The sequence below is a fragment of the Heliomicrobium modesticaldum Ice1 genome (assembly GCF_000019165.1).
In the GTDB taxonomy this organism is placed as follows: domain Bacteria; phylum Bacillota; class Desulfitobacteriia; order Heliobacteriales; family Heliobacteriaceae; genus Heliomicrobium; species Heliomicrobium modesticaldum.
The window spans coordinates 2635131-2652917 of the sequence record NC_010337.2 but is presented as its reverse complement, the minus strand read 5'-3'; the positions used below and the strand labels follow the sequence as shown (position 1 = coordinate 2652917).

The following is a 17787-nucleotide window of genomic DNA, read 5'->3' as shown; positions in this document are numbered from 1 at the left end:
TAATGTGTTCGAATCCCTTTCGTGAAAGCGGCAGGGAAAAAGGATTTGGGAAAGAAAACAGCAAATATATCAACAAGATGACAATGCAGGCTTTGGAGGAGAAAAAAATGAGAAATAAGGCGATCACGACGATACTCTGTTCCATGTTGCTTTTAACCGCGCCGGTTAGCGCGGTCAGCGCCAATGAGGTGACCATCAGCGTCAACGGCGTCACCGTCGACTTTCCCGATGTGAAGCCTTATGTGAATGATGACGGTCGCACGATGGTGCCGTTGCGTTTTATCAGTGAACAGTTGGGCGCTCAGGTGAGATGGAATGAAAGTGAACAAATGGCGCTCATCCAGTACCGCGGCAAGACGATCGCCATTCCTATCGGCCAACCGAAGGCCTATATCAACGGCGTCACAGCGACGATAGACACAACGGCTGTCCGGCAAGATGGGCGCGTCCTCGTGCCGCTGCAACTGATCAGCGCCGTCTATGGCGCAAAAGCCGGCTGGGACGGTGAGACGAATAGGGTGACCCTACAGGTCATCCCCGAAAAGACGGTGATTGCCAAAAACAACAAGTATGACAAACCGCCTGCCATGACCATCGATCCGGGCAAGGAGTATCACGCCACCGTCCGCACCAACGCCGGCGACTTCACCATCAAACTCCGCCCCCAGGATGCTCCCCGGACCGTCAACAACTTCCTGTTCCTGGCGCGGGAGCGCTTTTATGACGGCATCCGTTTCCACCGGATCATCGGTGACTTCATGATCCAGACGGGCGATCCCCTCGGCAAGGGCACCGGCGGCCCCGGTTATCGCTTCGCCGACGAGCTGCCCGTGAAAATCCCTTACGGTCCCGGCGTCGTCGCTATGGCCAACGCCGGTCCGGATACGAACGGCAGCCAGTTTTTCATCTGCACCGGCGACGCCGCAAAGAACCTGAACAGTAATCCCAACTACACCATCTTCGGCGAGGTGATCGGCGGCATGGATGTGGTGAAGCGGATCGCCGATACGCCTGTCGAAGCGGGGCCTGGCGGCGAGATCAGCCAGCCGTTGCTGGATACGGTGATCTATGAAGTGAGGGTGGAAGAACAGTAATTCATCAAATTGAATAGCGCTACGATCAAAGTGCCCGCTGATTAGCGATAAAAGATCGCCTCATTTGAAATCTCCGGCGACCATGGTAAAATGAGAAGCATACGTCCGGCAACCGGATCATATCGTGACAGAATTGAAGCGGAGATGAGCAGCATGTATGAACTCCTAGCCGGCGTCTACGACCGGCTGATGGCCGATGTCAACTACGACGACTGGGTGGACTTCACCGAAGGCGTTTTTTCCCGCTACGGGCTCCAACCGGTCACCGTCCTTGACCTGGCCTGCGGTACCGGCGCCATCACCGAGCGCCTGCTCAAGCGGGGCTACCGCGTCGTCGGCGTCGACCTCTCGCCGGACATGCTGGCCGTCTGCGCCGATCGCCATGAGGAATACCTGGAGCGGGGTCAACTGCTCCTCTTAAATCAGGACATGCGTCGCCTCGAATACCCCCGGCAGGTGGAGGCCATCGTCTGCTTTCTCGACGGCTTGAACTATCTCGCTTCCGTTGAGGACCTGACCCAGACGCTGAGCCGTGTCGCCAAGACGCTCGCGCCGGGCGGCGTGCTGGTGGCCGACCTGCATACAGAACATAAGCTGTCGACGGTGCTGGGTAACGAAACTTTTACCGAAATCCGGGAGGATCTGGCTTACATCTGGTCAAATTACTATTCTCCAGTCACCCGCATGGTGGAGATGGACCTACTCTTCTTCGTGGCTCGCCCGGACGGCCTCTATGAACGTTTTGAAGAGAGCCACTATCAGGTGTGGTTCAGCCGCGACGAGATCGAAAGCGCTGTAGCCGCTGCCGGCCTTACCCTGGAAGGCTTTTACGGCGACCTGGACGGCAACGCGCCGGCAGACACGAGCGATCGCATCTATATCGTCGCCCGAAAAGGGAGCGAATAGGGTGGCCAGAAGGTCCATTGGGGGGCGAGACCAATAAACCCCTCTACATCTATAAACCAATGCCCTCTGAACCAACAAACAATGTTCATTAAGGAGAAGTATCGTTGAGCGATCTGATCAAGGTGATCGAGGCCTTCCTGACCCAAATCGTCGCCTACCTCAACTCTTTCGGTTACACCGGCGTCGCTATCGGCATGGCCATCGAGAGCGCCTGCATCCCCCTGCCGTCAGAGATCATCATGCCCATGGCCGGCTTCATGGCTTACCAGGGCTCGATTACCCTCTTCGGCGCCGCCATGGCCGGCACTGTTGGCAACGTTATCGGCTCATGGGCCGCCTACTATGCCGGGCGTGCCCTTGGCGAGGAGTTTCTCTTCAAATACTTCGGCTGGCTCATCTCGCGCAAGGAATTCAACATGGCTCAGCGCTGGTTTGACAAGTACGGCGACGCGGCCATCTTCATCAGCCGCCTCCTGCCGGTCATCCGCACCTTCATCTCCTTGCCGGCCGGTATCGCTAAGATGGACGTGAAGAAGTTCACCCTCTACACCTTCTTGGGCTCCTTCCCCTGGTGCTACGGCCTCGCCTACATCGGTTACGTCCTCGGCGAGAACTGGCAGTCCATCCGCAAGTACGGCCATGATATCGACATCGTCATCATCGCCCTTATCGGCCTGCTTGGCGCTTTTTGGCTCTGGCACAAGTTCAAGGACTACCGGGAGAGCCGCCCGAGATGATCGGCAAAGACGGAGTTGTTGCTAAAAGATTTTCGGGTCAACAGCGTTGGGTATGAAATGTTAGGTCTGAACTGCAGGGATCGCAGCGACGACATTGCATTTGTTGCGGGAAATGCTATAATGGAAGACATATGACCCCGATATGACGAAAATGACGATGAACGGGAGCAGTATACCGTCCATCTTCCACCAGAGACCTGCCGGCTGGTGCAAGGCAGGGGAGAGGCGGTCGAACCTCGCCCGGGAGTCGTAGGGCCGAAGGGGGAACGCTGGCGCAACGAAAGCGTCAGATGCGCAGGCTGATTGTATGGCTGTCCCAAAAGGGGCAGCGATCCGATAGGAAGTCAGCCGGCACATCCCTGTAAGACCTGCCGGTGGCAGGACCGTTATCCCTGCGCGAGCGGCCGATTTCCGGCAACGGACCTCATGCGCGAAGGTTGTTTTTGAGGCAACGCGAGCCAGCCCTCCCAGGCAAAGCGCCTGGAAGGTTTAATAGCATGGAGAAGTCCCCCGGTGCGGCAACTTGGGTGGTAACGCGGAAAGAACCTTTTCGTCCCATGACGGGCGGGAAGGTTTTCCTTTTTTCCAGAAAAACAGGGATAAAAAAGCGATCGATATTCTTTTGGGAGGAGTCCACACTCATGCAAGAGCGCTACGACTACCAGCAGATCGAGAAAAAATGGCAAAAATACTGGGCGGACACAGGCATGTTCCGCCTCCAGCAGGAGGAAGGCCGGCCCAAATACTACTGCCTGGAGATGTTCCCTTACCCCTCGGGTAACCTGCACATGGGCCATGTGCGCGTCTACTCCATCGGCGACGTTGTCGCCCGCTTCAAAACGATGCAGGGCTACAACGTGCTGCACCCCATGGGCTGGGACGCCTTCGGCCTGCCCGCTGAAAACGCCGCCATCAAGCACAAGGTGCCCCCTGCCGACTGGACCTGGAGCAACATCGCCAACATGCGTCGCCAGCTCCAGTCCATGGGCATCTCCTACGATTGGGAGCGGGAAGTGGCCACCTGCCACCCCGACTACTACAAATGGACCCAGTGGCTCTTCTTGCAGCTTTACAAGGCCGGCCTGGCCTATAAGAAAAAAGCCAACGTCAACTGGTGCCCCGACTGTGCCACCGTCCTCGCCAACGAGCAGGTCGTCGACGGCCTCTGCGAGCGCTGCGACGCCACCGTTGAGAAAAAAGCTCTGGAGCAGTGGTTCTTCCGCATCACCGACTACGCCCAGCGCCTCTTGGACGATTTGAACAAACTGCCCGGCTGGCCCGACAAGGTCAAGACGATGCAGGAAAACTGGATCGGCCGCTCCGAAGGCGTCGAGGCCGACTTTGCCCTGGAAAACCCCGTCGGCGGCGTGGACAAGCTGACCGTCTACACGACCCGCCAGGACACCATCTTCGGCGTCACCTACATGGTGCTGGCGCCGGAGCATCCAGCCGTAGAAGCCTTGGTGAGCGGCAACCCCCGCGAGGCGGAGCTGCGCGCCTTCATTAAAAAGGTCCTCAGTCAGAGCGAGATAGACCGCACAGCGAACGACACGGAAAAAGAGGGCATCTTCACCGGCCACTACTGCATCAACCCGCTGACCGGCGAAAAGGTGGCCGTCTACCTGGCCAACTACGTCCTCGTCGACTACGGCACCGGCGCCGTCATGGGCGTGCCGGCCCATGATCAGCGCGACTTTGAGTTCGCCACCAAATACAATATCCCTATGAAAGTGGTCATCCAGCCTGAAGGCCTGCCCGACCTGGACGTAGAGGAGATGGACCACGCCTATGAAGGGGAAGGCCGCCTGGTCAACTCAGGCGAGTTCGATGGCCTGATCAACACGCAAGCCCTCGACGTCATCGCTGACAAGCTGGAGCGGGAGGGCAAGGGCGTCCGCAAGGTGAACTACCGCCTGCGCGACTGGCTGATCTCGCGCCAGCGCTACTGGGGCGCGCCGATCCCCGTCATCTATTGCGAAAAATGCGGCGAAGTAGCCGTCCCCGACGAGCAGCTTCCGGTCATGCTGCCCACCGACGTGGCCTTTACCCCTTCCGGAGAATCACCCCTGACCAGCCGGCCCGATTTCTACGAGTGCACCTGCCCCCGATGCGGCGGCAAAGGCCGGCGCGAGACAGACACGATGGACACCTTCGTCTGCTCCAGTTGGTATTTCCTGCGCTACTGCACGCCGAAAGACAAAGACCACGCCTTCTTACAAGAGGACGTGGACTACTGGATGAACGTGGACCAGTATATCGGCGGCGTCGAACACGCGATTTTGCACCTCATGTACGCCCGCTTTTTCACCAAAGTCCTCTACGACCTGAAACTGGTCAAGGTCGAAGAGCCCTTTGAAAACCTGCTCACCCAGGGCATGGTCCTCATGGGCGGTTCCAAGATGTCCAAATCGAAAGGCAACACCGTCAGCCCCGAAGAGATCATCGCCAAATACGGCGCCGACACGGCCCGCCTCTTCATCCTCTTCGCTGCCCCGCCCGAGCGCGACCTCGAGTGGAGCGACCGCGGCGTCGAAGGCGCCCACCGTTTCCTGCACCGCCTCTGGCGGCTCGTCTATGCCTACAGCGATCAGATCGCCAGCGTGCCGGGGACGATGGTGGGGTATGGAAAAGGGCAACCTAATGGGTCAAAGGGCGATAACCTCTTTAGCCTGAACAGCGATGACCGCGAACTCGTCCGGGTGGCCCACTATACCGTGAAAAAAGTCACCGAAGACATCGGTCAGCGCTTCAACTTTAACACGGCCGTCTCAGCGATCATGGAGATGGTCAATTACTTCTATCAGTACAAGGACAAGGTTCCCGCCGAACAGCAGAACATCCCTCTTGTCAAAGATGCCCTGGCCCGCCTCGTCCTCGTCCTGGCTCCCTTCGCCCCGCACATCTGCGAAGAGCTGTGGCAGGTCATCGGTGGCGGTGAATCGGTCTACAAACAGCCCTGGCCAACCTATGACGAACAAGCCCTCGTTCGGGACGAAGTGGAAGTGGTCGTCCAGATCAACGGCAAGGTGCGCGAAAAGCTGCGAGTGGCCAACGGCTTGGACGGTGAGGCGATCAAGGCGAAGGTGCTGGAGATGGACAAGGTGCAGGCCCTGATCGCTGGGAAGAGTGTGGTGAAGCTGATTACGGTGCCGAATAAATTGGTGAATATTGTGGTGAAGTAATGAGCAAAGCCTCGGGCCATCCGAGGCTTTTTTAATCCCTCCATCGACTGTGTGCCGCCTATTTTGAAGTTCAACCGATATTTGCTTTAGCCGTCAACCGATATTATTTTGCCGGCATTGCGAAGATCATAGCCACCGAGGTGCTCTACCTCCCGGCGGAAATCTTCTGACCGCAAGCTAACGATGATCGCCTGCAGGCAATCGTCGTCCGGTGCGAAGTTTAACAGCAGGTCATATTGTTCATGAGCGATCGGGACAAAATCCAATGCCAGCGCCTGTGCTGCTGCCCGCACGCCGAGGCCGGCATCGGCTGTGCCGGCGGCGACGGAGGCGGCCACTGCCATATGAGTACCCACCTCTTTATCGTAGCCGGCAATGGCGGCAGGGGTGATTCCTGCTTTGCCGAGTTCGTAATCAAGAAGCATCCGCGTTCCCGAACCGCGCTGTCGGTTGATGTAGGTGACTTCCGGCCGAACCAAGTCACGTAATTCGCGAATGCCCTTCGGGTTGCCCGGTGAGACGATCAAGCCCTGCTCGCGCATGGCGAGATGGACGAGACAGCCCTTTAGATCGGGTAAATACTTTTTCACGAATGGGACGTTGTAACGGCCCGAATGCTCGTCCAGCAGGTGGATGCCGGCGATATGGGCTTCCTTGTTGCGTATGGCCATGATGCCGCCCATGCTGCCTACGTTGGCGCAGGAGAGGGCGACATTTTTCAACTGCCGCCGCAGGTGCAGGCCCAGCAGTTCCAGGGCCAGATCGTGGCTGCCGACAGATAGGATGGTCCGGGCCGGCTTGTGCTTGCGCAACAATGTGACCGGCATAGAAAAGCCGGCAGGGAGGCCGGTGCTGCCGCCGTCGACGCGAATGACGCCTTGCGCCTTGGTCAGCGACGAGATCATTCCGGCGCCTCGGCTCAGGGGAGCGGCGATCCGCTTGCCCTGCACATCGCCGATGGAGACGCGGATATACTCCTCCATGCCGAGCGTTGACGTAACCGCCTTTGCCAGGGTTACCTCCACCTGAGGCGGCTCCTGCGAAGGCAGTTTTTGCCTGGCCAGGAGGATGTCCCGAACGAACAGTTCCGCCGTCAGCATGGCCGAGACGGGATAACCGGGCAAACCGATCACCGGCTTGCCCTGACAGATGGCCAGGACGACCGGCTTGCCCGGTTTGATGGCGATGCCGTGGACGAGGACTTCGCCGATGGCGCCCAGAACATGGGCGGTGTAATCTTCCCGGCCGGCTGATGTGCCCGCATTGATGATCACCATATCGCTCTCGGCCAAGCTCTCCAACAGGGCTTGCTCGATAGCCTCACGGTTGTCTTTGACGATGGGCTTCCGGATGGGCTCGCCGCCCCATTCGGTCACCGCTGCCGCGAGCATGTGGGAATTGACATCCAGGATGGAGCCTGGTTGCAGTTCCTCTCGGGTCGCTACGAGCTCATCGCCGGTGGGAATCACGGCGACCTTCGGTTTTTTTACCACATCCAACCTTTCCAACCCGGTAGCCAGCAAGGCGGCAATATCCACCGGCGCGATGACATGGTGTTCCGGGATGACCAATTCACCGGTCACAATATCTTCGCCGATGATCCGCACATGCTGCCAGGGAGCGGCGGCGGCGATGATCTCTGCCATGCCCCCGGCGATATGGACATCTTCGATCATGATCACGGCGTTCGTACCAGCCGGCATCGCATCGCCCGTATCGACAACATAGCAGCCCCCCGGGGTGAAGGGGCTGGAAGGCGGCAATAAAGTCAACTTCTTCGGGGCCGTCTCCTGGGCGCCGAAGGTATCTGGGGCATAGACGGCGATGCCATCCATGGCCGACCCGTTGTAATGAGGCACCGATTGCTTTGCGTAGACGGTGCTGGCAGTGACACGTCCCAGCGCTGCCGTAACCGGTAGGCTTTCCACAGGCAGACGATCGAAATAGCCCCTTTCACTCAGGCTTTTTCGCCACATCGACTGCGCTTCATCACGCGGCAGGCAGTTCAGGTATGCTTTGTTCTTCACTCAGGCCGGCCTCCTTCATCAGCATCGTTGAGCAGGAGAATCTCGACCGTTTCCCCTTCATATACACCGCTCTTGTCGGAGGGGATGTGCATGATGCCGTCTGATTCGGCCATCAGCCGGATCAGGCCCGACTTGCCGAAAATCGGCGCCGCCTGATAGCCGCCATCTGCCTGCCTGTTCAACCGGACGCCGACAAAATCGTCCCGGCCGGGGGAGGAGGCTACGTTGCGGGTGAGACGGGCCGGGACGCTCCGTCGCGCAAAGATCTCCTTTTGGCCGGAGAGAAGGCGTACAGCAGGCTTGACCAACTGCTCACTGACGGTCATCGCTGCCACGGGATGTCCCGGCAATCCGAAGATGGGCGTCCTGTCGACCATGCCAAAGATGGTCGGCTTTCCCGGTTTGATGGCGATGCCGTGAAAGAGCACACCGGGAGCGCCGAGACCGTCGATGGCCTTGACGGTGAAATCACGGGCGCCCACGGAACTGCCGCCGGAGATGACCACCATCTGGCAAGTCTTTACCGCCTCGAGCAAGGCGCAGTAGAATTTTTCATAACTGTCCCGGACGATGCCCATGGGTGATACCCGGCAGCCCCATTTGGTGAACAGGGCGCCCAAGGCGTAGGAGTTGACATCACGGATTTGTCCCGCCTTGACAGGCATATCGATATCGACCAGCTCGTCACCGGTGGAAATAATGGCGACTTTCACAGGTTGGCGCACCGGCACATGGGTGACGCCGCTTGCGGCGAGGACGCCGATGTGAGCCGGTGTGATTATTTGTCCTCTATGGAGGAGAATCGAACCGAAGGCGATGTCTTCGCCGCTGACGATTACATTTTCCCTTGGGGCGATCATCTTGGCGATCAGCAGGGAATGGGGATCCGGTTGCTCGGCATACTCGAGCATCACCACAGCATCGGCGCCGACCGGCAGCATGCCCCCTGTCGGGATTGCCGCCGCTTGTCCGGGGGCTAATTCAATGCCGGTCGATTTCCCCATGAGCACCTCGCCTACGACGGTGAACAGCGAAGGCGCCGCCTCACTAGCACCGAAGGTATCGGCGCTGCGCACGGCAAAACCGTCGACGGTTGAACGGCTGAACGGGGGGAGGTTCTCGGCGGATACAACATCCTCTGCCGCCACTCGCCCCAAGGCATCCACGAGAGGGACTTGTTCAAGAGCGACGACGCTGCCGGTCAGTTCTTTGACGATCATGTCTTGCGCTTCTAGTAAGGAGATGCAATGGAAAAAATCCACAGTCGATTCCTCTTTTCTGTGCAGGGTTGCATGGCTAAGTCGTCAATGATAAATGATGTTGTTAATTTCGAGAAAATCGGTGCGATCCCTGCTCTCATCGTTCGCTTTGTCGGCAAGCGGCGATGGGTCGTTGCTCGCTCTACTTTCCGTGGTCCATCACCTGACCGATCTCGAGAAACAAGAACTGTAGCGGACGGCTTACTCCATCCTGAACGAGCGGGGGATATTCGTCAACGCCTTTCAGGTGCTTGGAAGCACTCCCTATCTCGATCAGATGTATGTCGCCGATTGGAAGGGGGAAGGTGGAAGCCAGCGGGCTGAGTGACGAAGCGATTGTGATCTGGCGATGTAAGGGCAAAAGGTTCGAACAAAAAAATCAATAAACTTTTCAAAAACGTGCAGGAAAACACAAAAACTAACAGAATATATCATCATTGAAGCTTGTGATAGCATTCCTTTGGCTCTCGGGTTGAACCGGAAGAGTCGAGTATTCGACCCGTCAGAAGAGAGGGTGAACGATGTTACCTGCTGAACGACGTAAGCGCATTCTTGAAATCATCAAAAAAGAGGAGAAGGTTGAGATTGAGCCGTTGGCGACCGAGCTGGGCGTATCGCCGATGACGGTTCGTCGTGACCTGAATTTGCTGGAACGGCAGGGGCTGGTCGAGCGGACTCATGGCGGAGCACTTCCGGTGGGGAGCCTGCTGCAGGAGACCACCTACCAGACGAAGCAGGCGGCTCATCGGGAAGCCAAGCGCCGCATTGCCGCTGAGGCGCTATCACTCATCCGAGAAGGGCAGGTCATCCTCCTCGACGCCGGAACGACCACCTTGGAGATCGCGCGGCAATTGAAAGGCTTCTCCGACCTGACGGTGATCACCAATGACCTCAAGATCGCCTTGGAACTCTTTGATGTGGATGGCGTCACCCTCTACTGCACCGGCGGTCGGGTGCAGAAGAACCTAGGCAGCCTGATCGGACCGCCGACACTGCAATTTATGGAGAGCATCCGCGTCGACATCACCTTTTTGGCCGCCTCTTCCATTGATGTCGTTTGGGGGATTACAACACCTGTCATGGAGAAGGCGCAGATCAAGCGGCGCATGATGGCCGTGGCGGAACAGGTAGTGCTTGTGGCCGACCACAGCAAATTTGGCAACAAGGCTTTTTGTCAGATCGCGCGTTTGGAAGAGGTGGACCTGTTGATCACCGATGACGGCTTAGCGACGGACATGGTCCGCCAGTTGCAGGAACTGGGTCTAGAGACGCGTGTTGTCTGAGAACAGGTCGATTTTTACCAGACGAATCATTTCAACCTCGAAAGAAGGATGTCTATGAGCAACGTGGTCATCATCGCCGACGATCTGACCGGGGCTAATGCCACTGGTGTCCTCCTAGCCCGCAAGGGCTACAAGACGGCCACTTTTTTGCAACTCCCGCAGGATCCGCTCGAAAACGGCAATCGCTTTGATGTCATCTCCATCACGACCGACAGCCGAGCCGTGGCTCCCGAGGAGGCCTACCGTCGCGTGGCGGAAGCCGCCAGGGCAATGTTGGGAAACAAACCGGGCTTGTTTACGAAACGCATCGACAGCACCTTGCGCGGAAATCTCGGGCCGGAGATAGACGCCATGCTGGATGTGCTCGGGCCGGACAGCCTGGCTGTAGTCGTCGCCGCCTTTCCGACTTCCGGGAGGATCACCGTCGGCGGCTACCTCCTCGTCCACTCGATTCCCCTCGAACAGACCGATGTGGCCCGTGATCCAAAGACGCCTGTCCATCAGACCCTTGTCGCCGATATCGTCGCCGCCCAGTCGAAGCATTCTGTGGGATTTATCCCCTTGGCCACAGTATTGCAGGGCAGCACTGCCGTGATGGAAGCCCTCGGAGCGCAAAAAGAGGCGGGCAAGCGTATCGTCGTCATGGACGCCGCCACCCAAAAGGATCTGGACACCATCGCCCACGGGGCTTACCTCTCAGGACTCTCCGTCGTCGCCGTCGATCCCGGCCCTTTCACGGAAGCGCTCGCCGCTTATGTGCTGCCAAAGCCCAAGCAGGGGAGAGGGAAGAAGGTGCTGATGGTGGTCGGCAGCGTCACTGCTTTAACACGCCAGCAGTTGAAAGCTGTCGAAAACGCCTACTCCACCTGTTTTACCACCGTCGATGTCCATGCCTTGATCGACCCTTGGCGCAACGCTGAGGAGATCGAGCGGGTCTCCGGCGAAGTGCTGGACCACCTCGATGATCACCAGGTGCTTGGCGTGCGCACCGTTGAAGAGGCGGGACAAGTCCTCGATCTCGCTTCGGTCGCCTTGGCATACATGATCAGCGAAGAAGAGATCGCCTCGCGCATCGCTGACGGTTTGGCTGCGATAGCTCGCCGGGTCCTCCAAGTCAGCCACGGGGAGGTGGGAGGTTTATACACCAGCGGCGGCGATGTGACCGTCGCCGTCTGCCAAGCCTTGGCGGCGAGTGGCGTCGAGGTCAAAGATGAAGTTGTCCCCTTGGCCGCTTATGGGAGGCTCATCGGCGGCGCTTTCCATCAGACGCCGATCATCACCAAGGGAGGATTGGTGGGCAACAGCGACGCCGCCTGCACCTGTGTCGATTATCTGTTGACGAAGATCTCTAATGAAACCTATCCAGCCGAGTAAGGAGAGAGTCTTATGCAACGACCGATCATAGCGATCCCCATGGGCGACCCTGCCGGTGTCGGTCCGGAAATCGTCGTCAAGGCCTTGGCCAACGAAGAGATGTACAGGATCGCCCGTCCGCTCGTCATCGGTGACGCCGGTGTCCTCCGTCAAGCAATGGCCTTTTGCGGTCTAGAACTGGCGGTGCACACCGTCACCGAGCCAGCGATGGGAAAATTCGAGCCCGGCGTTATCGACCTCATCGATCTGGCCAACGTTGAATTGAAACAACTAAAAATGGGCGCTGTCCAAGCCATGGCAGGCAACGCTGCCTACGAATGCATCGAAAAGTCGGTGTCACTGGCTATGGCCGGCCAGGTGGACGCTATCGCCACGACCCCCATCAACAAAGAAGCCCTGAAAGCCGCTGGCATCCCCCATATCGGTCACACAGAGATCCTCGGCCACCTGTCCGGCGCCAACGATCCCTTGACCATGTTCCAAGTCTTCGAACTGCGCGTCTTTTTCCTGAGCCGCCACGTTTCGCTGCGCAAAGCTTGCGACATGGTTACGACCGAACGCGCCCTTGACTACCTCGTTCGTTGTACCGAGGCTCTTCGGCGTCTCGGAGTGGACAGCCCCAAATTCGCCGTCGCCGGCCTCAATCCCCACAGCGGGGAACATGGCCTCTTCGGTGATGAGGAGGACGAGCAGATCGCGCCGGCCATCGCTGCCGCCCGTGAGCGAGGCATCAATGTCGTCGGTCCTGTCCCAGCCGACTCGGTCTTTTATTTCGGCCTCAAGGGCGCCTATGACGCCATCCTTTCCCTCTATCATGACCAGGGTCATATCGCCACCAAAATGGTCGATTTCGAACGAACCGTCGCTGTTACGAACGGACTGCCCTTCCTGCGGACCTCCGTCGATCACGGCACCGCCTTCGACATCGCCGGCTCCGGCAAAGCGAGCAGCGTCAGTATGGAAGAAGCCATTAAGCTGGCTGTCCGGTACGCTCCCAGCTTCCGCCGCTACTAGCAGTTAGATGAATAGGAACGTATCCTCCCCAACACGTTGGGGGAGGAAACTCCGGGAGATTTCATGCCGAATAGTGCACTAATCACCACTTTTTCAAAAAAGGAGGCGCAACATCATGCAACCTGCAGCCGCCACTGTATCAGGTTCCCAAATGCTCATTGGGCTCGCTCTCGGCGTCTTTTTGCTCATTTTTTTCGTTTTGCGCACCAAGGTCCATGCTTTTCTCGCGCTGATCATCGCCGCTTCTGTCACCGGCATCGTCGGCGGGATGGCCACGCCAGCTGTGGCCAAGTCGATTTCCAACGGTTTTGGCAGCACGCTGGGGAGCATCGGCATCGTCATCGGCTTTGGCGTCATGATGGGACGCATCTTAGAGGTTTCTGGCGCTGCTGAGAAAATGGCTTACACCTTCCTCAAGTACCTCGGTAAGAGAAAAGAGGAATGGGCGTTGGCCTTGACTGGGTACGTCGTCTCCATCCCCATTTTTGTCGACTCCGGCTTTGTCATCCTCATGCCCCTCGTCAAAGCCTTATCCCGGAAAACAAAAAAATCGGCTGTCTCCCTTGGTGTCGCCTTGGCTGTCGGCCTCGTCGCCACTCACCATCTTGTCCCGCCTACACCGGGTCCCCTCGGCACCGCCGGTATCTTCAAAGCCGATCTGGGCGCCATGATCCTGTGGGGGATCCTTTTCGCCATCCCTGTCCTGATCACCGGTGTCCTTTACGCCAAGTGGCTGGGCAAACGCATCTACCAACTGCCCGACGAAACAGGCATGGGCTGGGAACGTCCCCAAATCCAGGCGGCCTACGACGACTGGATGCAATCAAAAGAACAGAAAAAGCTTCCCTCGGCTACCATCTCTTTTGCGCCCATCGTCGTTCCGGTTCTGCTGATTCTAGCTAACACGGTCCTATCGGCCATGAAAGCGACTGGCCCCATCGCCGAGACCTTCATCTTTCTGGGAACCCCCATCATCGCTACGGCTATCGCACTGCTCATCTCCATTTACGGTCTTGCCGGCAAGGATGACAAAAAAGATGTGCTCAAGCGTATGGAGGAAGGTGTCACCTCGGCTGGCATCATCATCCTCGTCACCGGCGGTGGCGGCGCCCTCGGTCAGGTCCTCCGCGACAGCGGCGCCGGCGATTATCTGGCCAAACTGATCGCCGGAACGGCGTTGCCGGCCATCTTGCTCCCCTTCGTCATCGCCACCTTGGTGCGCCTGATCCAGGGCAGCGGCACTGTGGCCATGATCACCGCCGCCTCTATCAGCGCCCCGATCCTGGCGAATCTTGGCGTCAACCCGGTTTTTGCGGCCCAATCGGCCTCTATGGGCGCCTTCGTCTTCTCCTATTTCAATGACAGCTTGTACTGGGTTGTTAACCGCATGCTCGGTATCGAAGACACGAAGGAGCAGTTGAAAGTTTGGTCCGTCCCGACGACCATCGCCTGGGTCACGTCGTTGGCGACGCTGCTGATCGCCAATGCCCTCTTCGGTTGACCGAGCAGCGAAGGAAAATGAATCGGAACGACCGAACTAGAAAACCCGCCTGTTGCGCAGCAGGCGGGTTTTTTGATCCCTTACGTGAGAAGCTCAGTCTTAACAGCCGTAACCGTATCCGAAACCGAAACCTGTGCCGAGGATGGCGATGATGATGATCAAGATGGCCAGGGCGACGATGCTATTGCCGAAGTAATAGCCGCCGGTCCCGCAACCGCAAGAGCTGCCCATAAAAGGAACCCCCTTTCATCAGAAATCGGGCAAAGAAAGATTAGTCGCCGCTGTAACCGAAGCCGACGATATGGGGATAGAAGGCGCCAATGATGATCAGTGCGATGACAAGACCGGCCACGACCCCAAAACCGGAACCGAAGAAGCCGTAAGAACCGCCCATCTGAAACGACCTCCTTTCGTGGTTTCTACCAACAGGTTATGGCAAACTATGGAATCGGTTACTGTTGGTGTCTTTGAAAGGGCAACGTCTGCAAAATAATACCAACCCATCCACCGCTCATCTATGGCGTTCTTTAGAAGGAAGACGCTGCCGTTATGGAGAAAAAGCCAAGACAGAACGGTGAAAAACAATCAGTCTTTTTGTCGTTACGCCTGTCAAAGCGCATGGCTTCAGTATTGAACGGGAGGGGAGGACCTGAACATCGCCCTAAGCTTTTTCCTGCTCCAAAGGGTGGCACTTCTGCTCGTTGTGCTCTTTCTCTTTCTCCGTCTGCCCTTTTTTCGCTCCCTCATCCAGCGCCCGCTGGTCGGAAAGCGGAAAGCTCATCTCATCCTCTGGTTCGGGCTGCTGGCAGTGGCAGGGACCCAGGCGAGCGCCGTCATCACAGCCGGCTCTGCTTTGTCGTCGGCGCCTGTATTGAGCAACGTGCCCCTTGCTCCTGTGCAGGCCGATCAGGCGGTAGTCACTTTGGCAGGGATGAGCGTCATCGGCGGGGGGCTCGTCGGCGGCTTGCCCGTCGGACTTGCTGTCGGGGCAATTGCCGGGATGCATCTGCTTACCCTCGGCGGAATGGCGGCGGAGATCAACGCCATTACAATGGTTTTGACGGGTCTGTTGACAGGGTGGTTGGTGCAGCGCAGCGGAGAATCGCTCCTGTCGGGGCGATGGGCCTTCGTCGTGGCCTTCTTCGTCACCCTGCTGGCCGGCGGCGCCCTGGTGACCCACTTGCATCCAGACGATGGGCCTGTACGCTTTCTGGAAGGGACCGTGCTGCCTTCTGCTATCGTAAACGCCTTGGCCGCCGCCGTCTTCATGGAGATGCTTCGCACAGTCTCGCGGGAGGTAGAGGAGGTGGCCCTGGAGACGGAAAGAGCGCTCAAGCTGAGCGAGTTCACCCTATCCCAACTTCAGCAGGGGCTGAACGCCGATACGGGGCGGGCCATCGCCGAGGTTTTCATGACCGAGCTGAAGACCTTAGCCGTCACGATCACAGACAACAAATCCGTCCTCGTCCATGTGGGCATTGGCGAGGAGGAGTATCCCCCGGGGCGGCTTGTTCACACGAAAGGTTCATTAAAGGCCCTTGAAACAGGTAAGCTTCAGGTTGTTTACCGCCATGAACCTTACAAGCACTCCTACCTGGACAAAATCCTTCGGGCCGCTATCGTCATCCCCTTCAGCTGCTCCGGTCAGGTGATCGGCCTGCTCAAGCTTTATTTTTACCGATCCCAGGATATTCGGCCCTATGAGATCGGCCTGGCCCAGGGCTTGGGCAAACTCATCTCATACCAGCTCAGCCTCTTAGAGACGGAAAAAAAGAGCCTGCTGCTCAAAGACGCTGAACTGCGAATGCTGCAAGCCCAGATCAACCCTCACTTCCTCTTCAATTCGCTCAATGCCATTGTGTCACTGATCCGGACAAACCCGAGCCTGGCGCGCAAGATGATGGTTCAACTCGCCGATTTCATGCGCATGAACCTGAAGATGATGGAGATGCCCCTTGTCTCCCTGGAAGAGGAACTGCGCCACTTAAGGGCGTACATCGATATTGTCCAGCTTCGCTTTGCTGATCGGCTGACAATCCGGTTGGAGGTGGAACCTGGCTTGAACAATTTCCGCATTCCGCCTTCCACACTTCAGCCCCTCGTCGAAAACAGCATTCAGCATGGGTTGAAGGATATCTCTGAAGGCGGATCGATCGTCTTGTCGATCGCTCGTGATGGGAACGGCGTTCAGGTCCGAGTTACTGACAACGGGTCGGGGATCCCCGAATCCTTGCTCAACCGGATCGCTCGCCAGCAACTACCCAGCCAGAAGGGCAACGGAATCGGCGTCCACAACGTGAGCCAGCGTTTGACTTCTTTGCTGGGGGGAGAATCACAACTGGTTTTCTCGAATCTGGCTGAGGGCGGTTGTGAAGTCCGTTTCTTCCTGCCGGAACCGAAGGAGGAGGTTGTGAACGATGAAAGTGATGATCGCTGAAGACGAACCACTGTCTCGTGAGGAATTGGAGTATCTCCTAAGGCAGGCGGAGGATGTGGAGCTCTGCCCGAGCGCTCGCAATGGCAAGGAACTCCTGCGCCTCCAGAAGGAACATCAGCCGCAGCTTATCTTTCTCGACATTGAGATGCCTGAATTAAACGGCGTCGAGGCGGTCCGTCAACTGGCCGAGGCGAGTGCGCCGCCGCTGATCATCTTCACGACGGCCTATGAACAGTACGCCGTGGAGGCTTTTGGTCTGCGCGCCCTCGACTACCTGCTCAAACCTGTTGATGAGGAGCGATTGTTTGAGTCCTTGCAGCGAGCGCGGCAACGGTTGCAAGAGTCGGCCCCTCCGAAGACGCCCATCAGCAACATCCTCCTGGAAGAGGGCGACAAGCTGATCGTCGTCAAACCGGAGCGGATCTATTACGCCGAGAAAGAGGAACGGCGGGTGGTCATTTATTGTGATCGCGGACGTTTTGAGACGCGGTTGACCATGCAGGAGTTGCAGGATAAGCTGTCCGGTCATCCTTTCGTACGCTGCCATCGCAGCTTCCTTGTCAACCTCGACTATGTGGACGAGATCGAGCCATGGCAGAACGGGACCTATAACATCATCCTCAAGGGGATAGGCGGGACCAAACTTCCTGTCAGCCGGTCCGCTGCCAAAAATGTGTTGCAGCGCCTGAACGGGTAATCTCCTGCCTTCCCAAAAGAGTCCTTTTGAGAGGGAGCCAAAAGGCGCATACAAACGGCGAGGCGAGCGGCGCTTCGCCGTTTGCCGTTGAAACCGCTTCCCATGCACTTCAGATAGGAAAATCGACCAGTTAAACAAAAAATTAAAATACTATTTGAAATATTCAGAAAAATAGCATACCATAAGACCAAACGCGCCGCCCGAGGAGAAAGGAGGGAACGAACTTCGGCCTAGAAAGCCCTGTGAGGCGGCGTCGATGATTCCTGAGGTGGGGTC

Annotated in this window: 14 protein-coding genes; 10 read left to right on the top strand and 4 right to left on the bottom strand. The window is 57.7% G+C overall.

Going from position 1 to position 17787, the window contains the following annotated elements; genetic code table 11:
* Positions 1-107: 107 nt before the first annotated feature.
* From HM1_RS15310 to leuS, 4 genes are all read left to right on the top strand, one after another.
* On the top strand, positions 108-1094 hold the full coding sequence (locus tag HM1_RS15310) for a peptidylprolyl isomerase (RefSeq protein ID WP_187147783.1): 987 nt from the start codon (positions 108-110) through the stop codon (positions 1092-1094).
* Positions 1095-1247: 153 nt separating this feature from the next.
* Positions 1248-2000, top strand: coding sequence for a class I SAM-dependent DNA methyltransferase (locus tag HM1_RS12195; protein WP_012283696.1), 753 nt, complete (start codon positions 1248-1250; stop codon positions 1998-2000).
* A gap of 104 nt (positions 2001-2104) precedes the next feature.
* The gene (locus tag HM1_RS12190; protein ID WP_012283695.1) at positions 2105-2737 is read left to right on the top strand and encodes a DedA family protein; all 633 of its coding nucleotides are present in this window, start codon (positions 2105-2107) and stop codon (positions 2735-2737) included.
* A 641-nt stretch (positions 2738-3378) separates the two neighbouring features.
* On the top strand, positions 3379-5919 hold the full coding sequence (leuS, locus tag HM1_RS12180; protein ID WP_012283691.1) for a leucine--tRNA ligase: 2541 nt from the start codon (positions 3379-3381) through the stop codon (positions 5917-5919).
* Positions 5920-6005: 86 nt separating this feature from the next.
* On the opposite strand, the gene HM1_RS12175 is transcribed toward leuS, so the two are convergent.
* Both HM1_RS12175 and HM1_RS12170 read right to left on the bottom strand, forming a co-directional pair.
* Complete coding sequence (locus HM1_RS12175) at positions 6006-7946, bottom strand: molybdopterin biosynthesis protein (RefSeq protein ID WP_012283690.1); 1941 nt, start codon at positions 7944-7946, stop codon at positions 6006-6008.
* Positions 7943-9208: a molybdopterin molybdotransferase MoeA gene (locus HM1_RS12170; RefSeq protein WP_012283689.1), complete on the bottom strand. Its 1266-nt coding sequence runs from the start codon at positions 9206-9208 to the stop codon at positions 7943-7945. Before HM1_RS12170 ends, HM1_RS12175 begins: the two co-directional genes overlap by 4 nt.
* Before the next feature lie 518 nt (positions 9209-9726).
* On the opposite strand from HM1_RS12170, the gene HM1_RS12160 reads away from it, so the two are divergent.
* From HM1_RS12160 to HM1_RS12145, 4 genes are all read left to right on the top strand, one after another.
* Positions 9727-10488: a DeoR/GlpR family DNA-binding transcription regulator gene (locus tag HM1_RS12160; protein ID WP_012283688.1), complete on the top strand. Its 762-nt coding sequence runs from the start codon at positions 9727-9729 to the stop codon at positions 10486-10488.
* Between the two features lie 54 nt (positions 10489-10542).
* Positions 10543-11862, top strand: a complete 1320-nt coding sequence (gene denK, locus HM1_RS12155; RefSeq protein ID WP_012283687.1) for a D-erythronate kinase — start codon at positions 10543-10545, stop codon at positions 11860-11862.
* A 12-nt stretch (positions 11863-11874) separates the two neighbouring features.
* Complete coding sequence (gene pdxA / locus HM1_RS12150) at positions 11875-12876, top strand: 4-hydroxythreonine-4-phosphate dehydrogenase PdxA (protein WP_012283686.1); 1002 nt, start codon at positions 11875-11877, stop codon at positions 12874-12876.
* Between the two features lie 115 nt (positions 12877-12991).
* The gene (locus HM1_RS12145) at positions 12992-14377 is read left to right on the top strand and encodes a GntP family permease (protein ID WP_012283685.1); all 1386 of its coding nucleotides are present in this window, start codon (positions 12992-12994) and stop codon (positions 14375-14377) included.
* Positions 14378-14476: 99 nt separating this feature from the next.
* Here HM1_RS12145 and HM1_RS16405 read toward each other — a convergent pair whose 3' ends face one another.
* Together HM1_RS16405 and HM1_RS16400 are read right to left on the bottom strand one after the other, a co-directional pair.
* The gene (locus HM1_RS16405) at positions 14477-14608 is read right to left on the bottom strand and encodes a hypothetical protein (RefSeq protein WP_012283684.1); all 132 of its coding nucleotides are present in this window, start codon (positions 14606-14608) and stop codon (positions 14477-14479) included.
* 40 nt (positions 14609-14648) lie between these two features.
* Entirely contained in the window at positions 14649-14771 is a 123-nt protein-coding gene (locus HM1_RS16400; RefSeq protein WP_012283683.1) for a hypothetical protein, read from the bottom strand.
* Between the two features lie 291 nt (positions 14772-15062).
* Here HM1_RS16400 and HM1_RS12140 point away from each other — a divergent pair, with 291 nt between their 5' ends.
* Together HM1_RS12140 and HM1_RS12135 are read left to right on the top strand one after the other, a co-directional pair.
* Complete coding sequence (locus HM1_RS12140) at positions 15063-16814, top strand: histidine kinase (RefSeq protein ID WP_012283680.1); 1752 nt, start codon at positions 15063-15065, stop codon at positions 16812-16814.
* Entirely contained in the window at positions 16795-17511 is a 717-nt protein-coding gene (locus HM1_RS12135; protein ID WP_012283679.1) for a LytR/AlgR family response regulator transcription factor, read from the top strand. The genes HM1_RS12140 and HM1_RS12135 overlap by 20 nt, the downstream gene beginning before the upstream one ends.
* Positions 17512-17787: the final 276 nt, after the last annotated feature.

What these genes read in the sequence shown, in the direction of transcription:
- denK (WP_012283687.1), top strand. Translation starts at nt 10,543, where the DNA reads ATGAGCAACGTGGTCATCATCGCCGACGATCTGACCGGGGCTAATGCC.
- HM1_RS12160 (WP_012283688.1), top strand. Translation starts at nt 9,727, where the DNA reads ATGTTACCTGCTGAACGACGTAAGCGCATTCTTGAAATCATCAAAAAA.
- leuS (WP_012283691.1), top strand. Translation starts at nt 3,379, where the DNA reads ATGCAAGAGCGCTACGACTACCAGCAGATCGAGAAAAAATGGCAAAAA.
- pdxA (WP_012283686.1), top strand. Translation starts at nt 11,875, where the DNA reads ATGCAACGACCGATCATAGCGATCCCCATGGGCGACCCTGCCGGTGTC.
- HM1_RS16405 (WP_012283684.1), bottom strand. Translation starts at nt 14,608, where the DNA reads ATGGGCAGCTCTTGCGGTTGCGGGACCGGCGGCTATTACTTCGGCAAT.
- HM1_RS16400 (WP_012283683.1), bottom strand. Translation starts at nt 14,771, where the DNA reads ATGGGCGGTTCTTACGGCTTCTTCGGTTCCGGTTTTGGGGTCGTGGCC.
- HM1_RS12145 (WP_012283685.1), top strand. Translation starts at nt 12,992, where the DNA reads ATGCAACCTGCAGCCGCCACTGTATCAGGTTCCCAAATGCTCATTGGG.
- HM1_RS12195 (WP_012283696.1), top strand. Translation starts at nt 1,248, where the DNA reads ATGTATGAACTCCTAGCCGGCGTCTACGACCGGCTGATGGCCGATGTC.
- HM1_RS12135 (WP_012283679.1), top strand. Translation starts at nt 16,795, where the DNA reads ATGAAAGTGATGATCGCTGAAGACGAACCACTGTCTCGTGAGGAATTG.
- HM1_RS15310 (WP_187147783.1), top strand. Translation starts at nt 108, where the DNA reads ATGAGAAATAAGGCGATCACGACGATACTCTGTTCCATGTTGCTTTTA.